The 21991-nt window shown below is 70.9% G+C and carries 19 protein-coding genes, 1 tRNA gene and 1 pseudogene; 11 read left to right on the top strand and 10 right to left on the bottom strand.

The annotated features are described in order from the left end of the window. Nucleotides 1-9 precede the first annotated feature (9 nt). Complete coding sequence (locus KRR26_RS18190) at nucleotides 10-1434, bottom strand: protein-disulfide reductase DsbD family protein (protein WP_217080408.1); 1425 nt, start codon at nucleotides 1432-1434, stop codon at nucleotides 10-12. A gap of 74 nt (nucleotides 1435-1508) precedes the next feature. After that, complete coding sequence (locus KRR26_RS18185) at nucleotides 1509-3392, bottom strand: SPFH domain-containing protein (RefSeq protein WP_120208448.1); 1884 nt, start codon at nucleotides 3390-3392, stop codon at nucleotides 1509-1511. A gap of 348 nt (nucleotides 3393-3740) precedes the next feature. Between KRR26_RS18185 and KRR26_RS18180 the strand changes: the two genes are divergently transcribed. The 7 genes from KRR26_RS18180 to KRR26_RS18150 all read left to right on the top strand — a co-directional run bounded on the left by KRR26_RS18180 (nucleotide 3741) and on the right by KRR26_RS18150 (nucleotide 9053). Further along, nucleotides 3741-5102: an IscS subfamily cysteine desulfurase gene (locus KRR26_RS18180; protein WP_236068760.1), complete on the top strand. Its 1362-nt coding sequence runs from the start codon at nucleotides 3741-3743 to the stop codon at nucleotides 5100-5102. A 111-nt stretch (nucleotides 5103-5213) separates the two neighbouring features. After that, on the top strand, nucleotides 5214-5609 hold the full coding sequence (gene iscU / locus KRR26_RS18175) for a Fe-S cluster assembly scaffold IscU (protein ID WP_120208444.1): 396 nt from the start codon (nucleotides 5214-5216) through the stop codon (nucleotides 5607-5609). A 27-nt stretch (nucleotides 5610-5636) separates the two neighbouring features. Next, nucleotides 5637-6026 carry a HesB/IscA family protein gene (locus tag KRR26_RS18170; RefSeq protein WP_120208443.1) on the top strand — a complete coding sequence of 130 codons (390 nt, stop codon included), beginning with the start codon at nucleotides 5637-5639 and terminating at the stop codon, nucleotides 6024-6026. A gap of 106 nt (nucleotides 6027-6132) precedes the next feature. Then, nucleotides 6133-6678 carry a Fe-S protein assembly co-chaperone HscB gene (hscB, locus tag KRR26_RS18165; RefSeq protein WP_217080406.1) on the top strand — a complete coding sequence of 182 codons (546 nt, stop codon included), beginning with the start codon at nucleotides 6133-6135 and terminating at the stop codon, nucleotides 6676-6678. After that, on the top strand, nucleotides 6675-8519 hold the full coding sequence (gene hscA / locus KRR26_RS18160) for a Fe-S protein assembly chaperone HscA (RefSeq protein ID WP_217080405.1): 1845 nt from the start codon (nucleotides 6675-6677) through the stop codon (nucleotides 8517-8519). Before hscB ends, hscA begins: the two co-directional genes overlap by 4 nt. A 2-nt stretch (nucleotides 8520-8521) precedes the next feature. Continuing rightward, nucleotides 8522-8899: a 2Fe-2S iron-sulfur cluster-binding protein gene (locus KRR26_RS18155; protein ID WP_120208436.1), complete on the top strand. Its 378-nt coding sequence runs from the start codon at nucleotides 8522-8524 to the stop codon at nucleotides 8897-8899. Between the two features lie 70 nt (nucleotides 8900-8969). Next, nucleotides 8970-9053 (top strand) — tRNA-Leu (locus KRR26_RS18150). Nucleotides 9054-9101: 48 nt separating this feature from the next. On the opposite strand, the gene KRR26_RS18145 is transcribed toward KRR26_RS18150, so the two are convergent. Next, nucleotides 9102-10184 carry a lysylphosphatidylglycerol synthase transmembrane domain-containing protein gene (locus KRR26_RS18145; RefSeq protein WP_328707164.1) on the bottom strand — a complete coding sequence of 361 codons (1083 nt, stop codon included), beginning with the start codon at nucleotides 10182-10184 and terminating at the stop codon, nucleotides 9102-9104. A 2-nt stretch (nucleotides 10185-10186) separates the two neighbouring features. Continuing rightward, a complete protein-coding gene (locus KRR26_RS18140) occupies nucleotides 10187-11719 on the bottom strand; it encodes an alkaline phosphatase family protein (RefSeq protein WP_328707163.1) in 1533 nt (510 codons plus the stop codon). A gap of 211 nt (nucleotides 11720-11930) precedes the next feature. On the opposite strand from KRR26_RS18140, the gene omp85 reads away from it, so the two are divergent. Further along, complete coding sequence (omp85, locus tag KRR26_RS18135) at nucleotides 11931-13097, top strand: Omp85 family outer membrane protein (protein ID WP_120208432.1); 1167 nt, start codon at nucleotides 11931-11933, stop codon at nucleotides 13095-13097. Nucleotides 13098-13101: 4 nt separating this feature from the next. Here omp85 and KRR26_RS18130 read toward each other — a convergent pair whose 3' ends face one another. From KRR26_RS18130 to fni, 5 genes are read right to left on the bottom strand one after another with little or no spacing between them, the layout of a single operon-like run. Next, nucleotides 13102-14181 carry a mevalonate kinase family protein gene (locus tag KRR26_RS18130; RefSeq protein ID WP_217080403.1) on the bottom strand — a complete coding sequence of 360 codons (1080 nt, stop codon included), beginning with the start codon at nucleotides 14179-14181 and terminating at the stop codon, nucleotides 13102-13104. Beyond that, nucleotides 14181-15167: a diphosphomevalonate decarboxylase gene (gene mvaD, locus KRR26_RS18125; RefSeq protein WP_217080402.1), complete on the bottom strand. Its 987-nt coding sequence runs from the start codon at nucleotides 15165-15167 to the stop codon at nucleotides 14181-14183. The genes KRR26_RS18130 and mvaD overlap by 1 nt, the downstream gene beginning before the upstream one ends. 10 nt (nucleotides 15168-15177) lie before the next feature. Then, the gene (gene mvk, locus KRR26_RS18120) at nucleotides 15178-16116 is read right to left on the bottom strand and encodes a mevalonate kinase (protein ID WP_217080401.1); all 939 of its coding nucleotides are present in this window, start codon (nucleotides 16114-16116) and stop codon (nucleotides 15178-15180) included. Nucleotides 16117-16129: 13 nt separating this feature from the next. Next, complete coding sequence (locus tag KRR26_RS18115; protein ID WP_120208424.1) at nucleotides 16130-17458, bottom strand: hydroxymethylglutaryl-CoA reductase, degradative; 1329 nt, start codon at nucleotides 17456-17458, stop codon at nucleotides 16130-16132. Nucleotides 17459-17490: 32 nt separating this feature from the next. Next, a complete protein-coding gene (gene fni, locus KRR26_RS18110; protein WP_120208422.1) occupies nucleotides 17491-18549 on the bottom strand; it encodes a type 2 isopentenyl-diphosphate Delta-isomerase in 1059 nt (352 codons plus the stop codon). Nucleotides 18550-18719: 170 nt separating this feature from the next. Between fni and KRR26_RS18105 the strand changes: the two genes are divergently transcribed. After that, nucleotides 18720-19127 (top strand): hypothetical protein, encoded by a 408-nt coding sequence (locus KRR26_RS18105; RefSeq protein ID WP_120208420.1) that lies wholly within the window; start codon nucleotides 18720-18722, stop codon nucleotides 19125-19127. A 121-nt stretch (nucleotides 19128-19248) separates the two neighbouring features. Next, on the top strand, nucleotides 19249-20220 hold the full coding sequence (locus tag KRR26_RS18100; RefSeq protein ID WP_236068748.1) for a zinc metalloprotease HtpX: 972 nt from the start codon (nucleotides 19249-19251) through the stop codon (nucleotides 20218-20220). 12 nt (nucleotides 20221-20232) lie between these two features. On the opposite strand, the gene KRR26_RS18095 is transcribed toward KRR26_RS18100, so the two are convergent. Further along, complete coding sequence (locus KRR26_RS18095) at nucleotides 20233-21108, bottom strand: 2-oxo acid dehydrogenase subunit E2 (RefSeq protein ID WP_120208418.1); 876 nt, start codon at nucleotides 21106-21108, stop codon at nucleotides 20233-20235. Between the two features lie 354 nt (nucleotides 21109-21462). Here KRR26_RS18095 and KRR26_RS18090 point away from each other — a divergent pair. Then, nucleotides 21463-21991 (top strand): annotated as a pseudogene (locus KRR26_RS18090) (cell envelope biogenesis protein TolA); the annotation flags it as partial.

Raw genomic sequence — 21991 nt, 5'->3', positions numbered from 1 at the left:
GCCGCGCGGTCAGCGCAGCACCTTCTTCATCTCTGCCACGAACGGCGCCGGCTCCAGGAAGCCGGTGACGCGGGGCTTCTCCAACACCGTGCCGTCCGCGGACACGAACGCCACGGTGGGCAGGCCCTCCACGCCCAGCCGCTCCATCAGCGCGTCGAGCGAGTCCTCGCTCTGGGTCGCGTCAATCTTGATGGTGAGGAAGCGCCCTGACTCGGCCTCGGTGATGACCTGGGTGGACGGGTACGTCTCGCGGTCCAGTTCCTTGCAGGCCGCGCACCAGTCCGCGAAGAAGTCGATGAGCACCGGGCGCCCATCCGCCTTCGCCTGCGCGAGCACCTGCTCGAAGTCCTGGACGGAGAACGTGGCCTTCTTCTCAGGCATGACGTGGTGCCAGGCGAACATCGGCGCGCGCGGAGCCTCGGCCCAGCCCATGCGGACCCACAGCGCTCCGGACGGGCTCGCATCCAGCGCGCCGCCGCGCAGCACCAGCGCGCCCACCACGAGCAGCACGCCCGCCGCCTTCCACGCGAACTCGCGTGCGCCCTCCTTGAATGAGCGGTGCACCGCGCCCAGGAGCACGCCCACGGTGGCGAGCACCGCCGCGATGAGCGCCCCCGGCATCCGGCCCACCTGAGAGCCCAGCGCCTTCACCGCGTCGCGCGCCCACGGCATCGCGTCCTTCACGTAGGAGAACGCGAGCGCCACGAGCACGATGCCCAGCACGCTCTTCACCCACTCCATCCACACGCCGCTGCGGGGCAGGCGCACGGTGAAGACGCCGATGAGAAAGAACGGCACGCCGATGCCCAGCGCGTAGACGAAGAGGAGCGCCGCGCCCAGCGTGGTGTTGGCGGACTTCGCCACGAAGGCCAGCAGGCCGGTGAGCACCGGCCCCGTGCACGGCGCGGCCAGGAAGCCCGACACACTGCCCATGAGGAACGCGCCCGCCACGCCCGCGCCGCCCACCGAGTTGAGCTTCGTCTGGAGCGACGACGGCAGCGCCAGCTCGAACGCGCCGAACATCGAGGTCGCCAGCAGGAGCAGGAACGCCGCCAGCCCCATCACCACCCACGGGCTGCCCAGCATCGCGCCGAAGGCCTGGCCCGTCTTCGCCGCCAGGATGCCCAGCGCGCTGAACACCACGCCCATGCCGACGATGTACGCGGACGTGAGGATGAGCGCGCGACCGCGGCCCTCCGTCTTGCGCGCGCCGAACACGGACACGGTGATGGGGATGAGCGGATAGACACAGGGCGTCATCGCCGTGAGCAGGCCGCCGGCGAACACCACCGCGGCGCCCACCGCGAAGCTGCCGGACTCGAGGAACTTCGCCGCGTCCAGGCCCGCGCTCGGTCCCGTAGGCAAGAGCCACGGAACCACCATCACCGCCACACCGGCCACGAGGGCCACCAGTCCCAGCTTCTTCGTATCCATGCGTCCCTGGCTCCCGAGGCTCGCTCGCGGCCCGTATCTATACGCGGCGCCCCTCGTCCCGGCTACTGCGCCGACTATTGCGCCGGTGAAGCAGCCGAGGAGGCAGGCACCTTCAACCCCGCCGAGCGAGCCAGTCCCATGACGCCCTCCACGGCGGCGGCGATGTATCCAAACGGGTTGGCGCCATCCACGGCCGTCACGTGAACCTCGCCCATCTTCTGCTGGAAGGCCGCGGCCACTTGCGGGAGCTGCCGCGCCAACGTCATCTGGATGACCTCGGGGCTCACCGTGTTCTCGATGTCTCGCAGCGCCCGAGCACGCGACAGCTCCAGCTCATGCTGCGCGCGCGTCTTGCGCACCTCCAGCTCGGTGATGGCCGTCTCCGCCTCGGCGATGGCCTGCTTCGCCTGCATCACCTGCAGTTGGGCCTTGAGTCGCTCCGCTTCCTGGAGCGACTCGGCCAGGAGTCCTTCGTGGCGAGCAGCCATCTGCTCCTGCTCGCGGCGCATGCGCTCGAGCGCCATGAGCGCCAGCGCGTTCTGGGCCTCCTGCTCGCGCTGCAGGCGCTCGAGTTCCATCTGCGCCTTGGCGGCCTCCGTCTCCTGCGCCAGCCGCAGCTTCTCCAGCTCAATCTGGGACCTGGCGCCCTCGGCTTCCTGGGAGAGCCGCAGCTTCTCCAGCTCGATTTCCGCCTTGCCGCCCTCGGCCTCCTTCGCGAGCCGCAGCTTCTCCAGCTCCAGCCTGGCGCGCGCGCCCTCCGCGGCCTTCTCGCGCTCCACGCGCTCCACCGCCATGCGTGCCCGCGCGGCCTCTGTCTCCTGTTCGCGCTCCAGCTTCTCCATCTCCACCTGCGCGCGTCCCACCGCGAGGTGGCGCTCGCTGGCGACCTTCGCCTCGACCATGCGCGCCTCGGCGGCGAGCAACTCCAGCTTCGCCTTCTCTTCGGCGGCCTGCTTGCGCTGGCGCACCTCGTCCTGCGCCGCGAGCTTGGCGATGGCCAGCTCGCGCTCGACCTCCGTCTGCTCCTGCTGCGCCTTGCGGTCCTGCGCCAGCTTCGCCTCCGCGACGCGCGCCTCCACCGCGAGCTGCTCCAGCCTGGCCTGCTCCTCGGTGGCCTGCTTGCGCTGGCGCACCTCGTCCTGCGCGCCGAGCCGCTGGAGGTTCCACTGGCGCTCGGCTTCGGTCTCCTCGCGCCGGACGAAGCGCTCCTTGGCCAGCTCCGCCTCGCGCGCCTGTCGCTCCTGCTCGCGGCGATAGCGGGCCTGCATGTTCTCGAAGACGGTCGAGGACAGGACGCGCACGTCCTGGATTTCAATCGTGTCCAACAGCACGCCCCAGCCGGTGTCCGTCCGGTCCTCCACCCGGCCATGCCCTGACAGCACCGGGGCAATCTCGCGCACCAACTCCGCGGCGATGCCCTCCTTGCGCCGCGACAGGCACTCCTCCACCGTGAGGTTCGCCACCAAGCGCCGCGCGGCGCCCACGAACATCTCGCGCAGCAGCTCCGCGAGCTTCTCCTGCGCGCGCTCTGGATAGGAGAAGTTGAGCATCCGGAAGGCCACCAGCGGCTCCGCGATGCGGTACACCGCCAGGCCCGTCACCTGCACGCCCACCTTCTCGCTCGTCACCTGATCCGCGGTGAACTGGAGCCGCTGGATGCTGGTGGGGACGATGGCCACCGAGTCTCCCGGCCACTTGAAGCAGCTCGCCCCCTGCCCGCTCACCTCGCGCACGCGGCCACGGCGCATGTGGATGAGGAACTCGCTGGGCCGCGCCGTGACGAGCCCCCAGCGCTTCACCTTGTCCGGATCCTCCGCGGGCTTGCCGGCGCGCCAGCCGTCCGCGTAGCGGGGCCGCTCGGACAGCCCCCCTCCCTCCACCCGGGCGAGGTGGGGCCGCCCCATCCCATCGCCGTCGGACCCCGTGCTCCTCGATGGCTGCTTCGCGTTGGCGCTCATGCGTGCTCCCTCCACGCACGGCCCAATGCAGGCGCCCGGCCAGGGGCCCGCCCCTCGGGAGCCCCACCCGTCGCATCCCCCGGAGCGCCCCATTCCGGCGCGTCGCTGCTCCAGATTGGCGCACCCTGGCGCCCCACCCCGGCGCGGCCGCGCGCACCGAGCAACCATGCCCCGCCCCCGGAAGCCGGCCTCATGTTCGCTTGACCCGAGGGCACCCCCTTTTATATTTGACCAGTCCGGTCCACATTCATGTGGTCCGTTGTAGGCCCTGCCGCTGCGCGCGGATTCACCGCGTCGCCGGGGAGCGGAGGGTGTTCCCCTCCCATGTCTCTTCTCGAGGAACCCATGCTGAAGCTGCCCATCTACATGGACAACCACGCCACCACGCCGCTGGATCCGCGGGTGCTGGAAACCATGATGCCGTACCTGCGCGAGGACTTCGGCAACGCGGCCAGCCGCAACCACGCCTTTGGATGGAAGGCGGAGGCGGCGGTGGAGAAGGCCCGCAAGCAGGTGGCGGAGCTCATCGGCGCCTCGGACAAGGAGATTGTCTTCACCTCGGGCGCCACCGAGTCGGACAACCTGGCCATCAAGGGCGTCCTCGAGTTCTACAAGTCCAAGGGCGACCACATCATCACCCTGAAGACCGAGCACAAGGCCGTCCTGGACACCTGCAAGCGCTTGGAGCGCGTGCGCCAGGAGCGGCTGGACGAGCTGAAGCTCCTGCGACTGTCGCAGCTGGCGGACCGCGACGTGCAGCCCGAGGAGCTGGCTGAGCTGGCGTCGCGCCACGACATCGAGAACGACCCGACCTACCGCAAGTGGGCGGAGCTGCCCACGGGCGGCGCGCGCGTGACGTACCTGGACGTCGAGGCGGATGGCCGAGTGAGCCTGGAGAAGCTGGCCGCGGCGATGACCCCCCGCACGGTGCTGGTCTCCATCATGTTCGCCAACAACGAGATTGGCGTCCTGCAGCCCGTCGCGGAGATCGGCAAGCTGTGCCGCGAGAAGGGCGTGCTCTTCCACTGCGACGCGGTGCAGGGCATTGGCAAGGTGCCCTTCGACGTGGAGGCCATGCGCGTGGACCTGGCCTCCATCACCTCGCACAAGATGTACGGCCCCAAGGGCGTGGGCGCGCTGTACGTGCGCCGCAAGCCGCGCGTGCGCCTGGCGCCGCTGGTGGACGGCGGCGGACATGAGCGCGGCATGCGCAGCGGCACGCTCAACGTGGCGGCCATCGTGGGCTTCGGCGCGGCGGCGGAGCTGGCTCGCACGGAGCTTGAGGCCGAGGCCCAGCGCCTCACGCGGCTGCGCGAGCGCCTGCGCACCGGCATCATGGAGCAGTTGGACATGACGGTGGTGAACGGCTCGCTGGAGCACCGGCTGCCGGGCAACCTCAACATCTCGTTCTCCTACGTGGAGGGCGAGGCGCTGATGATGGCCATCAAGGACGTGGCGGTGTCGTCCGGCTCGGCGTGCACGTCCGCGTCACTGGAGCCGTCCTACGTGCTGCGCGCGGTGGGCGTGGAAGAGGACATGGCCCACAGCTCCATCCGCTTCGGGCTCGGCCGCTTCAACACCGAGGAGGAGGTCGACTACGTCATCCGACTCATGGTGGACAAGGTGCGCAAGCTGCGCGAGATGAGCCCCCTCTACGAGATGGCGAAGGAAGGCATCGACCTCAAGAGCATCGAGTGGACGGCGCACTAGCGCCCCCCTTCTCAACGGCGGTCCGGGCGGATATGGGAGCCCCCGCCCCCCAGGCCGCGAGTCGTTTTCTCCCGGTCCGCATCCGTCCCAGCGGCAGTTGAAGGAGCAGCAATGGCTTACAGCGACAAGGTCATCGAGCACTACGAGAACCCGCGCAACGTCGGCACGCTCGACAAGAACGATCCGAACGTGGGCACGGGGCTGGTGGGCGCGCCGGCCTGCGGCGACGTGATGCGGTTGCAGCTGAAGATCACCGACGAGGGCGTCATCGAGGACGCCCGGTTCAAGACGTTCGGCTGCGGGTCGGCCATCGCGTCCAGCTCGCTCGTGACCGAGTGGGTGAAGGGAAAGACGGTGGACCAGGCGATGACCATCTCCAACAAGGACGTGGCCCGCGAGCTGGCCCTGCCGCCGGTGAAGATCCACTGCTCCGTGCTGGCCGAGGACGCCATCAAGGCGGCCATCGAGGACTTCAAGAAGAAGCGCGCCACGCGCCAGCAGCCCTGAAGCGCGAGCGCCGGAAGCGAGGACACCATGAGCGAGCAGGCAATCAGCCCCCAGCAGACGCCCACTCCGGCCCCGCCGGCGAAGGCGCCGCGCGGCATCACCCTGGCGGACAGCGCCGTGCAGCGCTTGAAGGAGCTGCTGGAGCAACGCCAGACGCCTGAAGCGGGACTGCGGCTGGCGGTGCGCGGCGGCGGGTGCTCGGGTCTGGCCTACGCCATGGAGTGGGCGGAGAAGGCCAAGGAGCGCGACAAGGTGTTCGAGCGGGACGGCGTGCGCGTCTTCGTGGATCCCAAGAGCTACCTGTACCTCATCGGCACCGAGCTGGTGTTCGAGCAGACGCTGATGGCGTCCGGCTTCAAGCTGAACAACCCCAACGTGAAGGCCGCGTGCGGCTGCGGAGAGAGCTTCTCCGTCTGACGCCCCCCTTCATCGCCACGCCCCTCTCCTCCGGGAGAGCGGGCGGCTGGGCCCGGCCCCGACGCCGGGCCCATTTTTGTTTCCCCCGACGAGGACGACTTCCACCGTGAGGACCCACTTCGACGTGTTCGGGCTGCCCCGCGCCTATGACGTGGACGTGCCGGCGCTGGAGAAGCAGTACCGGGAGCTGTCGCTCCAGCTCCACCCGGATCGCCAGGCGGGCGCCAGCGCCCGCGAGCGGCTGGAGGCGGCCGAGCGCACCACGGCCCTCAACGAGGCCTTCAAGACGCTGAAGGACCCGGTGCGCCGCGCCTTCTACCTGCTGAAGCTGCATGGGGTGGACCTGGACCGGGAGGACGCCGGCGCCCAGAAGGACATGCCCATGGAGTTCCTGGAAGAGGTCATGACCCTGCGCGAGGCCCTGGACGACGCCATGGCGGCCCGGAACGTGGCGCAGGCTCGCGGCATGGCCACCGACGTGGAGGCGCGCCGGAGGGCGGCGCTCGCGGAGGCGGCCGAGGCCCTGCGTGCCCTGGAAGGGAGCGGGGATGGGGCCCAGGTGAGAAAGGCATCGCATGCGCTGGGGCGCTTGCGCTACTTCACGCGCTTCCTCGAGCAGGTGGACGCGTTCGAGGAGGAGGTGCTCGCGTGAGCAAGAACGGCTACCTGCAGATCCACGACCCGCTCAAGCCCAAGGGGTACGCGGTGGGCATCGACCTGGGCACCACCAATTCACTGGTGGCGTCCGTCGTTCATGGCAAGCCGCAGTGCGTGCCGGTGGACGAGAACGCGTCGCTGCTGCTCCCCTCGGTGGTGAGCTACGCGAAGGATGGCGGCGTGCTGGTGGGCGCCCGCGCGCGGGAGCTCGCGGCGCAGGCCCCCACGGACACCATCGTCTCCGTGAAGCGCTTCATGGGCCGCAGCCCGGATGACGCCGAGACGCGCAAGCTGGGCCACGCCCGCTTCGTCCCCGGCGGCAAGGTGGTGCGCTTCGAGGTCGCCGGCGGCCAGCCCGTGACGCCCATCGAGGTGTCCGGTGAAATCCTGCGCGCCCTCAAGCGCCGCGCCGAGGCCCACTTCTCCGGCAAGGTGGAGCAGGCCGTCATCACCGTGCCCGCCTACTTCGACGACGCCCAGCGACAGGCCACCAAGGATGCGGGCCGGCTCGCGGGCCTGGAGGTGCTGCGGCTCATCAATGAGCCCACCGCCGCCGCGCTCGCCTACGGGTTGGACCGGGGCAGCCAGGGCACCTTCGCCGTCTATGACTTGGGCGGCGGCACCTTCGACGTCTCCATCCTCAAGCTGGTGGACGGCATCTTCGAGGTGAAGTCCACCGGCGGCGACTCCGCGCTGGGCGGTGATGACTTCGACCGCGCCATCGCGACGCGCGTGCTGGAGGCCCTGGGCGCCACCGCGCCGGACGCGAGCCTGGTGGCCGAGGCGCTCGCCGCCGCGCGCAAGGCGAAGGAGTCCCTCACCGACGCGGCCGAGGTGATTCTCACCGTGGGCGGCCGCGAGCACGCGGTGAAGCGCGCGGACTTCGAGCAGTGGATCCTCCCGCTCGTGCAGAAGACGGGCGTGGTGTGCCGGCGAGCGATGAAGGACGCGGGCGTGGCAGCCGGAGAGCTGGACGGCGTCATCCTGGTGGGCGGCTCCACGCGCGTGCCGGCCGTGCGGCGCTTCGTGGCGGAGCTGTTCGGCCGCGAGCCGCTGGGCGACATCGACCCGGATCAGGTGGTCGCGCTGGGCGCCGCGGTGCAGGCGGACCTGCTCACCAACGAGAACCGCCAAGACGAGCTCTTGCTGCTCGACGTCATCCCCCTGTCGCTGGGGCTGGAGACGATGGGCGGGCTGGTGGAGAAGCTCATCCCGCGCAACACCACCATCCCCACCGCGGCCGCGCAGGTGTTCACCACGTTCAAGGACGGGCAGACCGGCCTGGACGTGCACGTGCTCCAGGGCGAGCGCGAGCTGGTGGAGGACAACCGCAGCCTCGCGCGCTTCACGCTGTCCGGCATTCCGCCGCAGGCCGCGGGTCTGGCCCGGGTGGAGGTGCGCTTCTCGGTGGACGTCAACGGCATCCTGTCCGTCACGGCCAAAGAGCAGAGCAGCGGCGTGGCGCAATCCATCACCGTGCAGCCCAGCCACGGCCTGTCCGAGGAGGAGATCGAGCAGATGCTGCTCGACTCCATCGACTCGGCCGAGGACGACATCCAAGCGCGGCAGCTGCGCGAGCAGCGCGTGGACGCCGAGCGCGTCCTGGCCGAGGCCGAGCGTCAGCTTCGCGAGAACCCCACCCTGTTGGACGCGGGCGAGCGCGCCACCATCGACGCGGCGCTCGAGAAGCTGCGCCAGTCGGCCGGGGGCTCGGAGTACCTGGCCATCAAGGACGCCATCCACGCGCTCGACGAGGCCTCTCGGCCGTTCATCGAGCGGGTGATGAACCGCGCCATCACCCAGGTGGTGGCTGGCCACTCGGTGGAGGAGTACTGACCGTGCCCAAGGTGACCTTCAAGAGTCCGCTGGCCGAGCTGAGCGTGGACGTTCCCCCCGGCACCACGCTCCTGGACGCCGCCGAGAAGGGCGAGGCCCAGGTGGGCCACAGCTGCGGCGGGGTCTGCGCGTGCTCCACCTGCCACGTGTGGATCCGCAAGGGGCTCGACTCGCTGAGCGAGCAGACGGATCAGGAAGCCGACCGGCTGGACATGGGGTTCGACGTCCGCCCGTACTCCCGGTTGAGCTGCCAGTCGGAGATCGGCAACGAGGACCTCCTGGTGGAGATCACCGAGGAGTCCCTGTCCGCGTTCATGGATGAGAACCCCGCCATTCGTCATCGGCTCGAGGCCGAGGGGCGTTGGCCGCTGAAGAAGTGACGGCGCAACGTAGTGCTTGACGGAGCGGGGCAGGTTCCCTATATGTCCTGCCCATCGCAGCGCCCCACCCGCCCAGGTGGTGGAATTGGTAGACACACTAGATTCAGGGTCTAGCGCCTGCAAGGGCATGGAGGTTCGAGTCCTCTCCTGGGCATCAAGAGGCCCCCGGTCGAAAGACCGGGGGCCTTTTTCTTTTCCAGGCTCAAGGCACCGCCGGCTCCACCGCTTCGTGGGCCACGTGGTGCACGGCCTCGCTCGCGAGCTTCCCCCCCTTGCGCAGGTCCTTGAGCCGCAGCTTGCGCGCGACGACCGAGACGGTGCCCACCGCCACCTGGCTGAACACGGTGCCCAGGTGCGTGAGCGCGGAGAACGCCGCCGCGGACTCGGGTGAAGCGCCCAGCTCGCGCGCCGCCCAGCTCGTGACGAAGTAGTAGATGCCCAGGCCCGCGGGCACTCCCGGCACCGCCTGCCCCAGAGAGATCGCGCCCAGCACCACGGCCCCCGCGAACAGCCCGCCTCGCACGCCAATGCCCTGGAGCGCGAGGCTGTAGGCGGTCGCGGAGGCGAGCACCGGGGGGATGGAGAAGAGGAAGACCTTCGCCAGCCCTCGGAACGAGCGCGCGGTGCCCAGGCCCTCGCCCACGTGGGACAGGAAGCTGTCCACGCGCGGCAGGCTGTGACGGCGGTGCAGCCAGCTCCCCAGCGGCGCGGCCCAGTGCGCGAGCAACACCACCAGGGCCACCAGCCCGATGCACAGCGACAGCGCCACGCGCAGCTCGGTGCGGAAGCGCGCCAGGGTCGGCGCGAAGGGGCCCAGGAACGAGAGCGCCACCAGCAGCATGAGGCAGGCGAACTCGAGCAGCTTGCAGACCGCCACCGTGCCCAGACACCGCACGAAGGGCACGCGCTCCGTGCGGGACAGAAGGAAGGCGCGCGTCACCTCCCCCAGCTTTCCCGGCAGCGCGTTGTGGACGAAGGCGCCAATGGCCACCAGGTGGTAGCGCTCGCGAAAGGGGATGCGCCGTCGCAGCGTGGCCTGCCACTGCACCGCGCGCAGGGGAATGAGCGACGCCTGCAAGAGCATGAAGGGCACCCACCACACGAGGTGATGGGGCAGGCTCCGCACGAAGTCGCCCAGCGGGAAGCGCGGCGTGAGCAGCGAACCGCCGCGCAGGTTCCACCGGAAGAAGGCGGTGGAGATGAGCGCGACGGAGAACGCCGCGCCCAGCACCGCGGCCAGGGCCTTGAGCAGCGCACGGCCTCTCTCCAGGCGCGAGGCCCCCACGGTCACAGCACCACGCGCCTCGGGGCCGGATCCAGATAGGCCTCGGCCAGTCGCTCATGCAGGCGAGAGCAGTGCCCCAACCCGCCCAGGTCCAGCCGCGCGTCCGCGGGCCAGCACACCAGGCTGTTGGCCTCGGTGCGCGTCAGCCCCCCGTGCGAGCCGAACTCCCAGGCGAAGCCCACCGTGGCGCCCCGTCTCACCGGCTGGCCGAACAGCACCAGGTCCCCCGCCGTGGCCATGCGCGGCAGCCCCAACAGGAAGTCCGCCACGGCGCGGCGGCTGAACTCGCTGTCCAGCGGCGCGCGCTCCAAGTCGTCGGGGCCATAGACGCCCTCGCCCACGATGACCACCGCGTGAGCGCCGCGCCGCACCGCCACCATTCCAATGTCCCGGTTGCGCGTAGCCCTCGCGAGCACATCGCCGTGTCGGGCGAGCAGTTCGCGCGCCTCCATCGGCGCCGGCTCGCCCGAGAGGTAGACGTGCGCGAAGTTGCCGGCCTCGATGACCACGGGCGTGAAGGGCTCGCGCGCCGGGAGCACCGAGGGCAAGGGCGCGCGTCCATCCAGGAGCCCCCGTGTCACATCCGCCGAGAGCGTGGCGGGCGGCCCCTCCAGCAGCACCGCCTCCAGGCGCCGGCCCTGGCGCTGCTCCAGGGGAAGACTCTCCACGTGGCCGTGATCCGAGACGAGCACCACGTCGTAGGGCGTGGGCGCCGCGCGAGCCACCGCGTACAGCCGCGCCAGCGTGTGGTCCACCCGGTACAGCTCCTCCAGCGCCAGCGCCGAGCGTGGCCCACGGCGGTGGGCCACCTCGTCGTAGTTGCCGTACACGAGGTAGATGAACGGCACGCCGCGAACCAAATCCACCAGGGACTTGGTGAACGCGAAGCTCCACCCGAGCCGCTGCAGGAGGATGCGACTCAGGAGGAAGGACGCTTCGTGTCGCCAGTCCCGCAGCGCGGCGGACCAGGCGAGCACCTCGCGCGCGGCCAGCCACGACTCCATGCCGAACGAGCGCAGGAAGTCCCAGGCGCTGCGCGTGCGCGCCGGCAGGAGCCCCTCCATCTCCGAAGAGAACGAGCGCGCCATCAGCTTGTAGCTGCCCAGCGTGCTCATGCAGAGGCGATTGGCCGCCCCCGCCTGGAAGAGCGAGAAGTAGGTGTGGCCGCCCCCGTCCAGGAGGCTCATGCGCCCCAGGCCGCGCAGGCGCACGTCCACCGCGAGCGCGTCCGAGGGCGTGTTCATCTGAACCTTGCGACCCAGCTCCCGGTCGAACCAGCTGTAGCCCGGCAGGTTGGGGTGCTGGAGGCCGTAGAGCAGCCCCGCCTGGAAGAACGGCGTGGAGGTGGGGGCGCCCCAGAAAGCGTCGTCCAGGTGAAACGCCCCCGAGCGCACCAGTCGCCCGACGAACGGCATTCTCCCAGCGACAATCGCCTCGTCCAGCAGGGCCTTGGGGACGCCGTCCAGGTGCACCAACAGCACGTTCCTGGACCGTGGCGCCGCCACCGGCGGAATCTTCGCTCCGATTCTGGACACCAGGGACTGGGCCCATTTCTGGGCTTGCGGGCTGATCACGTTGCTTGCGGTGTGCACGAGGTTGACGCCTCCCCTCCCCAGGCAGCGAAAATGGGCATCCGGGGGGACGGGAACTTCTGGGGCCGTGGAGCTCTCTTGCAGAGCGAGCGGGCAGACTTCCCGTCCTGGGCTGGAATGATCCGCTCCCTCCTGGGAGCCCACCGGGGTCTCGATGCTCGTTCCCGCAGTACTCCTGCTCGTCACGTTGGGCGCGGCCACCGCGGGACGGCCCGCGCCTGGGCTGACGCCCGCGCCGAAGACGCCCGCGATGGACGCCATCGCGCTGCCCTTGGTGAGCTTCAACTCGGACCAGGGCCTGGGCTACGGCGGCGTGGGTGGCATGTACCTGTACGCGCCCGGCAAGACGCCCTACGCGCACGCCATTGGCGCTCAGGTCTTCTTCACCAGCAACGGCGCGCAGAACCACTACCTGCGCTACGACGGCCCGCAGCTCATCGGCCCGCTGCGCCTGGAAGCACGGCTGGAGTACCGACGGGAGAACCGCAGTCCCTTCTTTGGCGCGGGCAACCGCTCCGCCCCGGACTTCCGGGGCAACATGGACGACGAGCGCTACAACTACGACAAGGGCTCCCCGGGGTTCTGGGTGCGCCTGCGCGGGCGGCCCTTCGGCCCCAACCACCCGCTCCAGTCCTACGTGGGCTACGGGTGGCGCTACACGCAGGTCTCTCCGTATGCCGTCTCGGTGCTGGCACAGGAGAAGCCCATCGGCATCGAGGGCGGCCCCAACGGACAACTCCTGGCCGGCGCGCTCTGGGACACGCGCGATGACGAGTCGGACCCGACAACGGGCGGCGTGGAGGAGCTGTCGCTGCGCGTCTCCGGGCTGGCCACCTTCAGCCGCTACCAGTACGCGGGCATCACCCTCAGCGAGCGCCGCTATCTGAAGCTGTCACCCCGGCTCCTGTTCGCGCAGCGGCTCACCCTGGACATGCTGTTCGGCGAGGTGCCCTTCTTCGAGTGGACGATGACGGGCGGCGTGAACGTGTCCGAAGGCATCGGTGGGATGAACAGCGTGCGCGGCATCGAGCGCAACCGCTTCGCCGGCAACGTGAAGGCCTTCAGCAACTCGGAGCTGCGCTATCAGGCCACGCAGCTGTCCATCCTCGGGCAGCCCATGAAGCTGGGCGTGGTGCTGTTCCTGGACCTGGGCCGCGTGTGGCACCCCGGCGTGCCCAACGGCCCGTGGCACGAGTGGCACCCGGGCATCGGCGGCGGCGTGCGCCTGTCGCGGCGCGCGGCGGTGGTGCGCCTGGACTATGCGCGCTCCACCGAGACGGGGCGCCAGCGCTTCTACATCACCTTCGGGCACATGTTCTGAGCGCTCAGGCGCGCGCGTCGACCCAGCCGCGCAGCCGAGCATCCGTCACGGCCTCGCCGCGCACGCCGGGCTCCACGTCCAGCGGCAGGGTCAGGAACCCGCGCGACTCCAAGCCCTCGCGCAGCGCATCCCGAGCCGCGACATCCGGCGCGAAGAGGATGCACCCGTCGCCTCCGCCCGCACCGGACAGCTTGCCCGCGCAGCCATAGGCGCCGGCCAGCGCGAGCACGCGGCGCATGCCCTCGGTCTCCAGCGGGCCCAACTCCAAGAGCAGCGCGTGCTGGGCCTTCACGGCGTCGGTGAAGGCGCGGAAGTCTCCCCCGCTCAGCCCGGCCTCCACTTCCAACCCCAACGCGTCCGAGCGCGCCACGAAGTCGCCCCGGCCCGCTTCACTCAGCCGGGCCTCGACTTGCGAGATGAGGACCTTGGTGGAGGCGCTCTCGCCCGTGAAGGCGTAGGCCATGGCGACGCGCGGCGCGGGCAGCCGCCACGCATCCACGGGCGCGGACTCCGCGAGCGCGGCGAGGAAGCGGCCCGTGTTGCTCGCCTCCGCGAGCGGCGCCACGTCATAGCGGCGGTAGCGCAACAGGCTGCCGGTGAAGCTCGCCGCCACGTCGCCACCGCTGCCCTTGCCACCCTGCCCCAGCGCGTGCGCCACCAACGCGAGCTTCAACGCATCGAAGCGAGCCTCCAACACGAAGCGCGCGGCCTCGGCCGCCAGCACCGTCGCGCAGGCGCTGCCGCCCATGCCCAGCTTGTGCCCGTTGGGTCCCACCGCTCCGGGCGCGATCGCGAGGTCGAAGCCCACGCTGGCGCGGCCGTGGGCTCGCAGCGCCTCATCCAGCGTGCGCGCCACGAAGGAGAAGCCCGCGGGGACGTCGCGCTCCCAGCGCACGCCCAGGGGCGTCATGCTTCCGGCGAGCGTGCCCTCTTCCAAACACACGTGGACCCGCGCATCCGCTCGGCGGCGCACGTACGCGTGCGTGCGCGGCGCCACGGCGGCCACACGCGCCACGCCGCCCCACAGCACCGCGTACTCGCCCGAGACGAACAGCTTGCCCGGTGCGGAGAGGGCCCGGTCCATCAGAAGAGGTGCTCCGTGCGCAGCACCGCGTCGCCGCCCGGCACGCACCGCACCACGTCCAGCGCGCCGCACGCGCGAGCAAGGGCCTCGGCCGCCACTTCGTGCGCCGCGTCCGTGAGCAGCACCGGGTTGGGCCCCGCGTCCAGCGTGAACCACACCGGGATGCCCTTCTTCCGGTGCTCACGCAGGTGCTGGATGAGCCCGAGCGTCGCCGCGCTCATGTAGCTGAGCGGTGGATCCGCCGCGAACGACGTGGCGTGCATGCGCCACGCGTTGCGCTCACACAGGTCGCCGAGCGCCTCCAGGTCGCGACGCGCGATGATATCCCGCGCGCGCGGCACCTCGGCCTCCGCGTCCTTCACCCACGCGGGGTAGTACGGGCTGGTGTCCACCGTGTGCTTCATCCCGTCCCGCGACTTCACCTCTTTCTCGCCGCGGTCGAGGATGGCCACCACCATGCGCAGCTCCGGCCAGTGGCCGGCGTCGAAGCGCTGCACCGCGTAGCTGTCCGCGCCGTCCGCGCGCTCGCCCCGCTGCCACTCGCAGAAGCCGCCCTGCACGCTGCGGCACGCCGAGCCGCTGCCCAGGCGCGACAACACGCTGGCGGACTTTGGATCCGCGGGCAGCTCCGCCGCCGCGCGCGCCGCCACCGCCAGCGCCGCGAAGCCCGCCGCGCTGCTCGCCAGCCCCGCCGCCATGGGGAAGTCACCGCGAGACACCACGCGCGCCGGGCCCAGGGCCTGGCGCCCCTCGGCGCGCAGCGCGTCCAACAGGCGCAGCACGCGCTCGCGCTCGCTGCCCTTGGACACGTGGCCGTTGATCTCCACCTGGTCCGCCGCCACGCCGAACTCCACCGTCGTCGTCACCGACATGGGCGCGAGCGTCAGGGACAGGCTGGACTGGTGCGGAAGGATGAGGGCGTCATCCCGCTTCCCCCAGTACTTCACGAGGGCGATGTTGGGATGCGCCAGCGCAGTCGCTTTCATGCAAGGACTCTCACAACGCCCGCGGCCCCGCGAGCTGGCTGGCAAAGCAGCGCACGCCCGCGCGGGTGAGTGTCTCCACCACGGGTTCAGGTTCGAGGAAGAGGCCGATGACAGCGCCCCCGTCGCCGCCGGCCCCGGTGAGCTTGGCGCCCAGCGCTCCCATCGCGCGCAGGCGGTACACCATGTCCTCCAAGGAGGGGGAGGACAGCCCCAGGGCCGCCAGGAGACCGTGGTTGACGTTCATCGCGTCCCCCAGCGCCTCCAGGTCACCGGACTCCACCGAGCGCGCGGCCTCTGCCGCCAGCCGGCCAATCTCCGTGAAGAGCCGCTTGTAGCGCTCCGGCCAACGCTTCTGCCGCTCGCGCAACGCCCCCACCGTCACCTTCGTGGGACTGCGCTCGCCAGCCAGCGCCACCAGCACCTTCAACGCCCGAGGGCTCTTCACCACGCGAGCCCGGCCCGTCGCGGGGGTCGAGTCCAGCACGCGGCGGTAGAGGATGAGCTGCTCCTCCGCGCTGGTGGTGTGGTCCACGCCCGAGGGCGTGCCGTGGAACTCCTGCTCCATCGCCCACGCCACGCGCGCCACGTCCTTGGGCTTCGCGGGCAGGGCCGCGGCCTGGAGCAGCAGCCGCGAGGTGGCCACCGCCAGCGCCGCCGAGCTGCCCAGCCCCATGGACAAGGGCAGCTTGGGCTCCAGCGTCACCTTCACCGGAGGCTCGCCGACGAGCTTCGCCGCGCGGGCGAAGGCCTGGGTGAGCAGCTTGCGCTGCGGCCGGGACAGCTCCGCCGGGAGCGAGAGCTGACACTTGCGCGCGGGCACGCCGCGAGCCGTCACCCCTTGCGAGAGCGGTCCCGCCAGGGCCGCGTGGCCGTACACCACGCTGTGCTCGCCCAGCAGGATGACCTTGCCAGCGCCGAAGGTGACGAGGGGAGTCGGTGCAGGAGCCATGGGCACGCCCAGGTCAGCCGGTGGTTCCGGTGGCGGCCCGCGCCTCGTCGGCGGGGAGGCTCGCGAGGATCTCGCGCGCCTTCTCCACCTTCACGTGCCCGGCCTTCACCAGCAGGTTGGCAATCTTCTCCACCCAGTCGCCGCGCGCGCCCGCCGTCACCGCCACGCAGCGCGCGTGCAGGGCCATGTGGCCCTTCTGGATGCCCACCGAGCCCAGGGCCCGGAGCGCCGCGAAGTTCTGCGCCAGCCCCACCGCCGCGAAGACCATGGACAGCTCGCGCACGCTGTTGGCGCGCAGCAGCTTCAGCCCCACCTGCACGCCCGGGTGGACCTTGATGGGGCCGCCCACCGTGCCCAGCGCCATGGGCAGCTCGATGCGGCCCACCAGGTGCCCCTCCTCCAGATACCAGGAGGACAGCGGACGGTACTGGCCATCACGGCACGCGAAGGCATGCGCGCCCGCCTCGATGGCGCGCCAGTCCTGCCCCGTGGCGATGGCCACCGAGTCGATGCCGTTCATCACGCCCTTGTTGTGCGTGGCCGCGCGGTACGGATCCGCCTGCGCGAAGCGGCTCGCCTGCGCGATGCCCTCGGCGATGAGCTCGCCCGGCATCTCGAAGTCCGCCAGCATGGGCACGGGGATGCGGCACATGGCGCGCGCCAGCCGGCGGTCCGCCAGGTTGGACAGGATGCGCAGGTACACCTTGCCGCCCGTCACCTGCTCGATGAGCGGCGCCACGCCCTCGGCCATCGTGTTGATGAGGTTGGCCCCCATCGCCTCCTGCGTGTCGATGAGCAGGTGGACGATGAGCAGCGGCTCGCCGCGCGGGCCCTCGGGCGCCGGCAACAGGCGAACCTCCACGTCCCGGGCACCGCCGCCGCGCGCCACCATGCTCGGGTGGAAGCTGTTGGCCAGCGCGAGGATCTGCTCCTTGGCGGCGAGAATCTTCTCGGTCGCTTCGACCGGATCCCCGTACCGCGTCAGCTGCACCTGGCCGATCATCATCGAGTCGTCGGCCTCGGCGGTGAAGCCGCCGGACTCGCGGACGATCTTCGCGGCGAACGACACGGCCGCCACCACGGACGGCTCTTCCACCGCCATGGGCACCAGGTAGTCGCGCCCGTTGACGGAGAGGTTCAGTCCCAGGCCCAGCGGCAGGGAGAAGGTCCCCACCGCGTTCTCGATCATCTGGTTGGCCAACCCCAGGTCGAGCCCGTCGACGCCCCGCAACTGCGCCAGGTCCTCGGGCGTGAGCCGGAACATCCGGGCGAGCTGCGCGTGGCGCTCCTCCAGCGGCAGCTTGTGGAACCCGGAGAGCCGGGACGTCACGGTGTCAGACATTGTCTTCCTTCCCACTGCGTCACGGCACCCCTCTACAGCGCCGCCATCCAATCCTTCAACTCTCCGAAAATCACCCGGGGTCGCTGCCGCAGTTCAGCGCAGCTTCTGCTGCCCGTCAGGACGAGCGCCTGCCGCAGCCCGGCGAGGATGACCTGGAGTGCTTCCTCGGCGCCCTCGAGTCCGCCCGCCTGTTGCGCGCGGAACAGCGGCAGCGCCAGCCCGCCCAGGTCCGCGCCCAGCGCGATGGCCTTGGCCACATCCAGCCCGGTGCGCAGCCCGCCACTGCCCACCAGGCAGACATCCGGGCCCACGGCGCGGCGCACGCTGGCGATCGCCGCCGCGGTGGGGATGCCCCAGCCGCTGAACTCGGCGCCCACCTGCGCCTGCACGCCCCGCGCGCGAAGCTGCTCCACCCGCACCCACGACGTGCCGCCCAATCCCGACACGTCGATGTTCCGCACGCCCAGCTCCGCGAGCCGCCGCGCGACGTCCGGGCCAATGCCGCACCCAGTCTCCTTCACGAGCAGGCGGTCGCCGAACGCGCGCACCAGCCCTTCCACCACCGGGTAGCCACCGCGAAAGTCGCGATCGCCCTCGGGCTGGGTGAGCTCCTGGCCCGCGTTGAGGTGCAGCGCCATGCCGTCCGCGCCAATGGCATCCGCCAACCGACGCACGCCGTCCACGCCCAGCCCCACCGCCTGGTACAGCCCGATGTTGCCCACCAGCGCCACGGTGGGCGCCACGTCGCGCACTTGATACGAGGCCGCGCGCGCCGCGTCCTCCGCCATGGCCCGCTGGCTGCCCACGCCGAACGCCAGGCCGTTGCGCTCGGCCAGGAGCGCCAGGTCCCGGTTCACGGCGCCCGCGCGCTCGGTGCCGCCCGTCATGCCCGTCACGAGCAGCGGGTAGCGCAGGCGCTTGCCCAGGAAGCTCGCCGACAGGTCCACCTCGTCCACCGCCAGCTCTGGCATGGCGCAGTGGATGAGCCGGACATCCTCCAACAGGGTGCGGTTCTCGCGGGGCTCGACTTCACCGGTAGCGCAAAGGTCGAGGTGGGAATCCTTGCGCCTGGCTGTCGTGTCCTCGCCCATCTCGCTTTCGCCCGCCCCCCGGTTGGGGCCTCGAAGTGTCGCGTAAGTGCCCGAATGGGCGTGGGTTTCCTAGCAAGCGGGGGGGGCGGGGTGCAAGCCAAAGGGCCCGGGTGGTCGGCCGGTGGCCATGAATGGACGGACGCCGCCCGCGGACGGTATGAGCGGACCCCGTGAGCGTGCCCGCACCCAAGGTCATCGTCTTCCTGCATAGCGGAGACTACGACCGCGTCCACCAGGGCCTGTCCATCGCCGCCGCCGCGGTGGCCTCGGGCCGCCGCGTGGAGCTGTACCTCTTCTGGTGGGCCCTGGAGCGCTTCCTCCAGGACCGCCTGGACGAGCCGGACTTCGCGGGCCGGGAGGACATCTGCGACCGCTTCGAGGCGCGCGGCATGCCCACCGCGCGCGCGCTGCTGGAACACGTGCGCGACTCCGGGCTGGGCACCATCGCGGGGTGCACGGGCTCGCTCGGCGCGCTGGGTGCCGAGCAGCAGGCCCAGGCCTCGGGCGTGGACGTGTGGCTGGGCTGGAGCGCCATCCTCCAGCGCACCGCGGGTGTCGTGGACCGTTTCTATCTCTGACCCTCCCGTGAGACAGCGGAGACCCGGGGTCGCGAATACCCGCTCGCATTGACGCTCCCCTGCCCCTGTTTACGTTCTCCGAAAGCCCTCCCCCCGGGAGGCGAAAGGCACGGAGAGAGCCATGGCGAACGGGAGCATGGAGCAAGCGGCTCGGCGCGTGGACGGTCCGCCGCTGAAGGGAGGCGGCTGGCACCGCGTGGGCAACGCGCTCAAGACGACGGTGTTGCTGGCCGGCCTCACGGCGCTCGTGCTGCTCATCGGGCAGCGGCTGGGCGGCGCGCAGGGCCTGATGATGGCGGGCCTCTTCGCGGTGGTGATGAACTTCGGCTCGTACTGGTTCAGCGATCGCATCGCCCTGGCCATCCACGGCGCGCGGCCCATCCCCTATGAGCAGGCGCCCTGGCTGCACCAGATGGTGGAGCGGCTGGCGGCGCGCGCGGGCATGCCCAAGCCCAAGGTCTACCTGTTGCCCACCGCGCAGCCCAATGCGTTCGCCACCGGACGCAACCCGAGCCACGCCGCGGTGGCGGTGACGGCGGGCATCCTCGACATCCTCGACCAGCGCGAGCTGGAGGGCGTGCTCGCGCACGAGCTGGGCCATGTTCGCAACCGCGACACGCTCATCGGCACGGTGGCCGCGACGCTCGCGGGCATCATCAGCTACGCGGCGCAGATGCTGTTCTGGTTCGGCGGCAGCATGCTCAGCCGCGGCGATGAGCGGGAAGGCGGGCTCGCCAGCGCGCTGTCCAACCTGGGCCTGCTGCTCGTGGCGCCCCTGGCGGCCACGCTGCTTCAGCTCGCGGTGAGCCGCTCGCGCGAGTACGGCGCGGACGCCACGGGCGCGGAGCTGACGGGCGACCCCGACGCGCTGGCCAGCGCGCTGCTGAAGCTGGAGCGCGGCGCCGAGGCCATGCCCTACGACCGCGCGCCCGCCACGTCCCACCTCTTCATCGTCAACCCGCTGCACCACGGCGGCGTGATGTCGCTGTTCTCCACGCACCCGCCGATTCCCGAGCGCGTGCGCCGCCTCCGCGAGATGGGCGCGCGCCGCGGCGGGACGCGCGAGCGCGGCGGTTGGGAGTACGCCTACTGATGCTGGCGGGCCTCAGCCCGCGAGCCCGGGGACCTCGGGCTCACGGGCTGGCTCGGGCAGCGCATCGAAGCGCTCGAAAGGGTTCTCCAGCATCTCGCGCATCGTGTTCGCGAGCACGCCCGCGTGGAACCCGTCGATGAAGCGGTGGTCGAACGTGGCGTTGATGTTCATCACCTTGCCCGGCACCACGCGGCCGTCCTCCACCACCGGCACCTCCTTCACCGCGCCCGGCGCGATGAAGATGGGCACCCGCGTGTACGGCGCGAGCGGCACGTAGGCGGTGTCCAACCCCAGCGAGCCCACGTTGGTGATGATGGCCGAGCCGAACGCGTCCTTGGGCATCCCCAACCGGCGCAGGTCCAGGTTCAGCGTGTACATGAAGAAGGACAGCAGCCAGGTGAAGGCGTTGAGGAACAAGTACGGGATGCGCTGCACCGTGCTCTTGCCGCGCTCCAGCGCCGCGTCGCGCCGCTCGCGCACCCGGCGCACGGCCTCCTCCAGGTCCGCGGCAATCTCTCGCAGGCTCTTCTTGTCCGCGTCCTCGATGCGCGCGGAGGTGAGGTCCACCTTCCCGTCACCGTCGTCCGTCTGAACCACCAGCGTGGACAGCGTCACCTGCTTGCGCAGGTAGATGCGGTTGAAGCGCAGGATGGCGTTGGCGTCCGGGCAGCGGTGCAGCGCCTCGGCCATCGCCTTCGTCACCAGGTGCGTCACCGTCAGGCGGATGCCCGTGCGCTGGCGGAAGGCCTCGATGTAGGCCATGGCCTTGTCCATGCGCACGGTCAGCGTCCCGTAGACGGTGGGGTCATACGCCGTCTTCCAGGTGCCGATCGCCAGCTTGCGAAAGCTCGACAGGTCGCGCTTCGGAATCAGGTCCAGGTGCGCCATGGCCGCGGTCCCTCCTTGGGTGGCATGCACGGTAGGGCCCGCCAGTGTCGCGGCTCCTCGCGCACGAAGAAAAGGCCCTCCCGAGGCAGTGACACCTGCCGCACCGCGACACGCACGCGGGCCGCGCCCACCGTCCCCCGTCCAACATGCGCCCCAGGCACTCCCGGCGCCCCGGACGGGCGACCACGGGCCCGGACGCCCGCCGCTGGGACAGGAGGGCCCAGTTTCGGGTGTGCAGGCCCCCCTCCTCCAAGGCATAGAGAGCCCCAAGGGCGGGCGTCTGGCAGCGGACCCTTGACGGGCCGCGTTCGGGCGTTAGGCTGCCCCGCTTTTTGCATTCCGGAGGTTATTCTCGTGCTGGTTGCACTCATCCTCGTATCGATCGGGTTTGCCGTGACGCTCGGCATCCTGCTCTTCGGCGATCGCGGCTCGGCGGGCACTGGCCCGGCGGCCATGTCGTCCCCCACGGTCCGTGGCGAGCTGGAGACCGAATCCAAGGCGCGCGCCAAGGCGGAGTCGGAGCTCCAGCGCAAGCAGAAGGAACTGGACGAACAGCGGACCCAGCTCCAGGAGGTCAAGGAGCAGCTCAAGCAGACCAAGCGCAAGCTCTTCGAGCAGCGTGAGGGTGAGAAGGGCGCCGAGGACCTGGTGAAGGCCCGCGCCGAGGTCGAGCGCAGCGCGAGCCAGCAGCTCGAGCGCACCCGCGAGGAGCTGGCCCACGCCCTGTCCGAGAACGCCCGCCTGCGCACGGAGTCGGAGTCCCGTGGGGGTGGCCGTCGCCGTGAGCAGCCCCCGGCGGCCCAGCCCGCCGCCGCGCCCGCCCCGGCGCAGCCTGTCGCCGCCGCGCCGGAGGCCGAGGCCCCCGCCGCCGCGCCGCAGCCGG

The organism is Citreicoccus inhibens, assembly GCF_019039035.1.
Taxonomy (GTDB): domain Bacteria; phylum Myxococcota; class Myxococcia; order Myxococcales; family Myxococcaceae; genus Citreicoccus; species Citreicoccus inhibens.
Note: the sequence above shows the minus strand (reverse complement) of the source record. Positions and strands in the feature narration are given on the sequence as shown.

Bases quoted from the DNA above. Each gene is read 5' to 3' on its own strand.
- mvaD (WP_217080402.1), bottom strand. From the start codon at position 15,167: ATGAAAGCGACTGCGCTGGCGCATCCCAACATCGCCCTCGTGAAGTAC.
- KRR26_RS18115 (WP_120208424.1), bottom strand. From the start codon at position 17,458: ATGTCTGACACCGTGACGTCCCGGCTCTCCGGGTTCCACAAGCTGCCG.
- fni (WP_120208422.1), bottom strand. From the start codon at position 18,549: ATGGGCGAGGACACGACAGCCAGGCGCAAGGATTCCCACCTCGACCTT.
- iscU (WP_120208444.1), top strand. From the start codon at position 5,214: ATGGCTTACAGCGACAAGGTCATCGAGCACTACGAGAACCCGCGCAAC.
- mvk (WP_217080401.1), bottom strand. From the start codon at position 16,116: ATGGCTCCTGCACCGACTCCCCTCGTCACCTTCGGCGCTGGCAAGGTC.
- KRR26_RS18130 (WP_217080403.1), bottom strand. From the start codon at position 14,181: ATGGACCGGGCCCTCTCCGCACCGGGCAAGCTGTTCGTCTCGGGCGAG.
- KRR26_RS18170 (WP_120208443.1), top strand. From the start codon at position 5,637: ATGAGCGAGCAGGCAATCAGCCCCCAGCAGACGCCCACTCCGGCCCCG.
- KRR26_RS18185 (WP_120208448.1), bottom strand. From the start codon at position 3,392: ATGAGCGCCAACGCGAAGCAGCCATCGAGGAGCACGGGGTCCGACGGC.
- KRR26_RS18100 (WP_236068748.1), top strand. From the start codon at position 19,249: ATGGCGAACGGGAGCATGGAGCAAGCGGCTCGGCGCGTGGACGGTCCG.
- KRR26_RS18095 (WP_120208418.1), bottom strand. From the start codon at position 21,108: ATGGCGCACCTGGACCTGATTCCGAAGCGCGACCTGTCGAGCTTTCGC.
- omp85 (WP_120208432.1), top strand. From the start codon at position 11,931: ATGCTCGTTCCCGCAGTACTCCTGCTCGTCACGTTGGGCGCGGCCACC.
- KRR26_RS18190 (WP_217080408.1), bottom strand. From the start codon at position 1,434: ATGGATACGAAGAAGCTGGGACTGGTGGCCCTCGTGGCCGGTGTGGCG.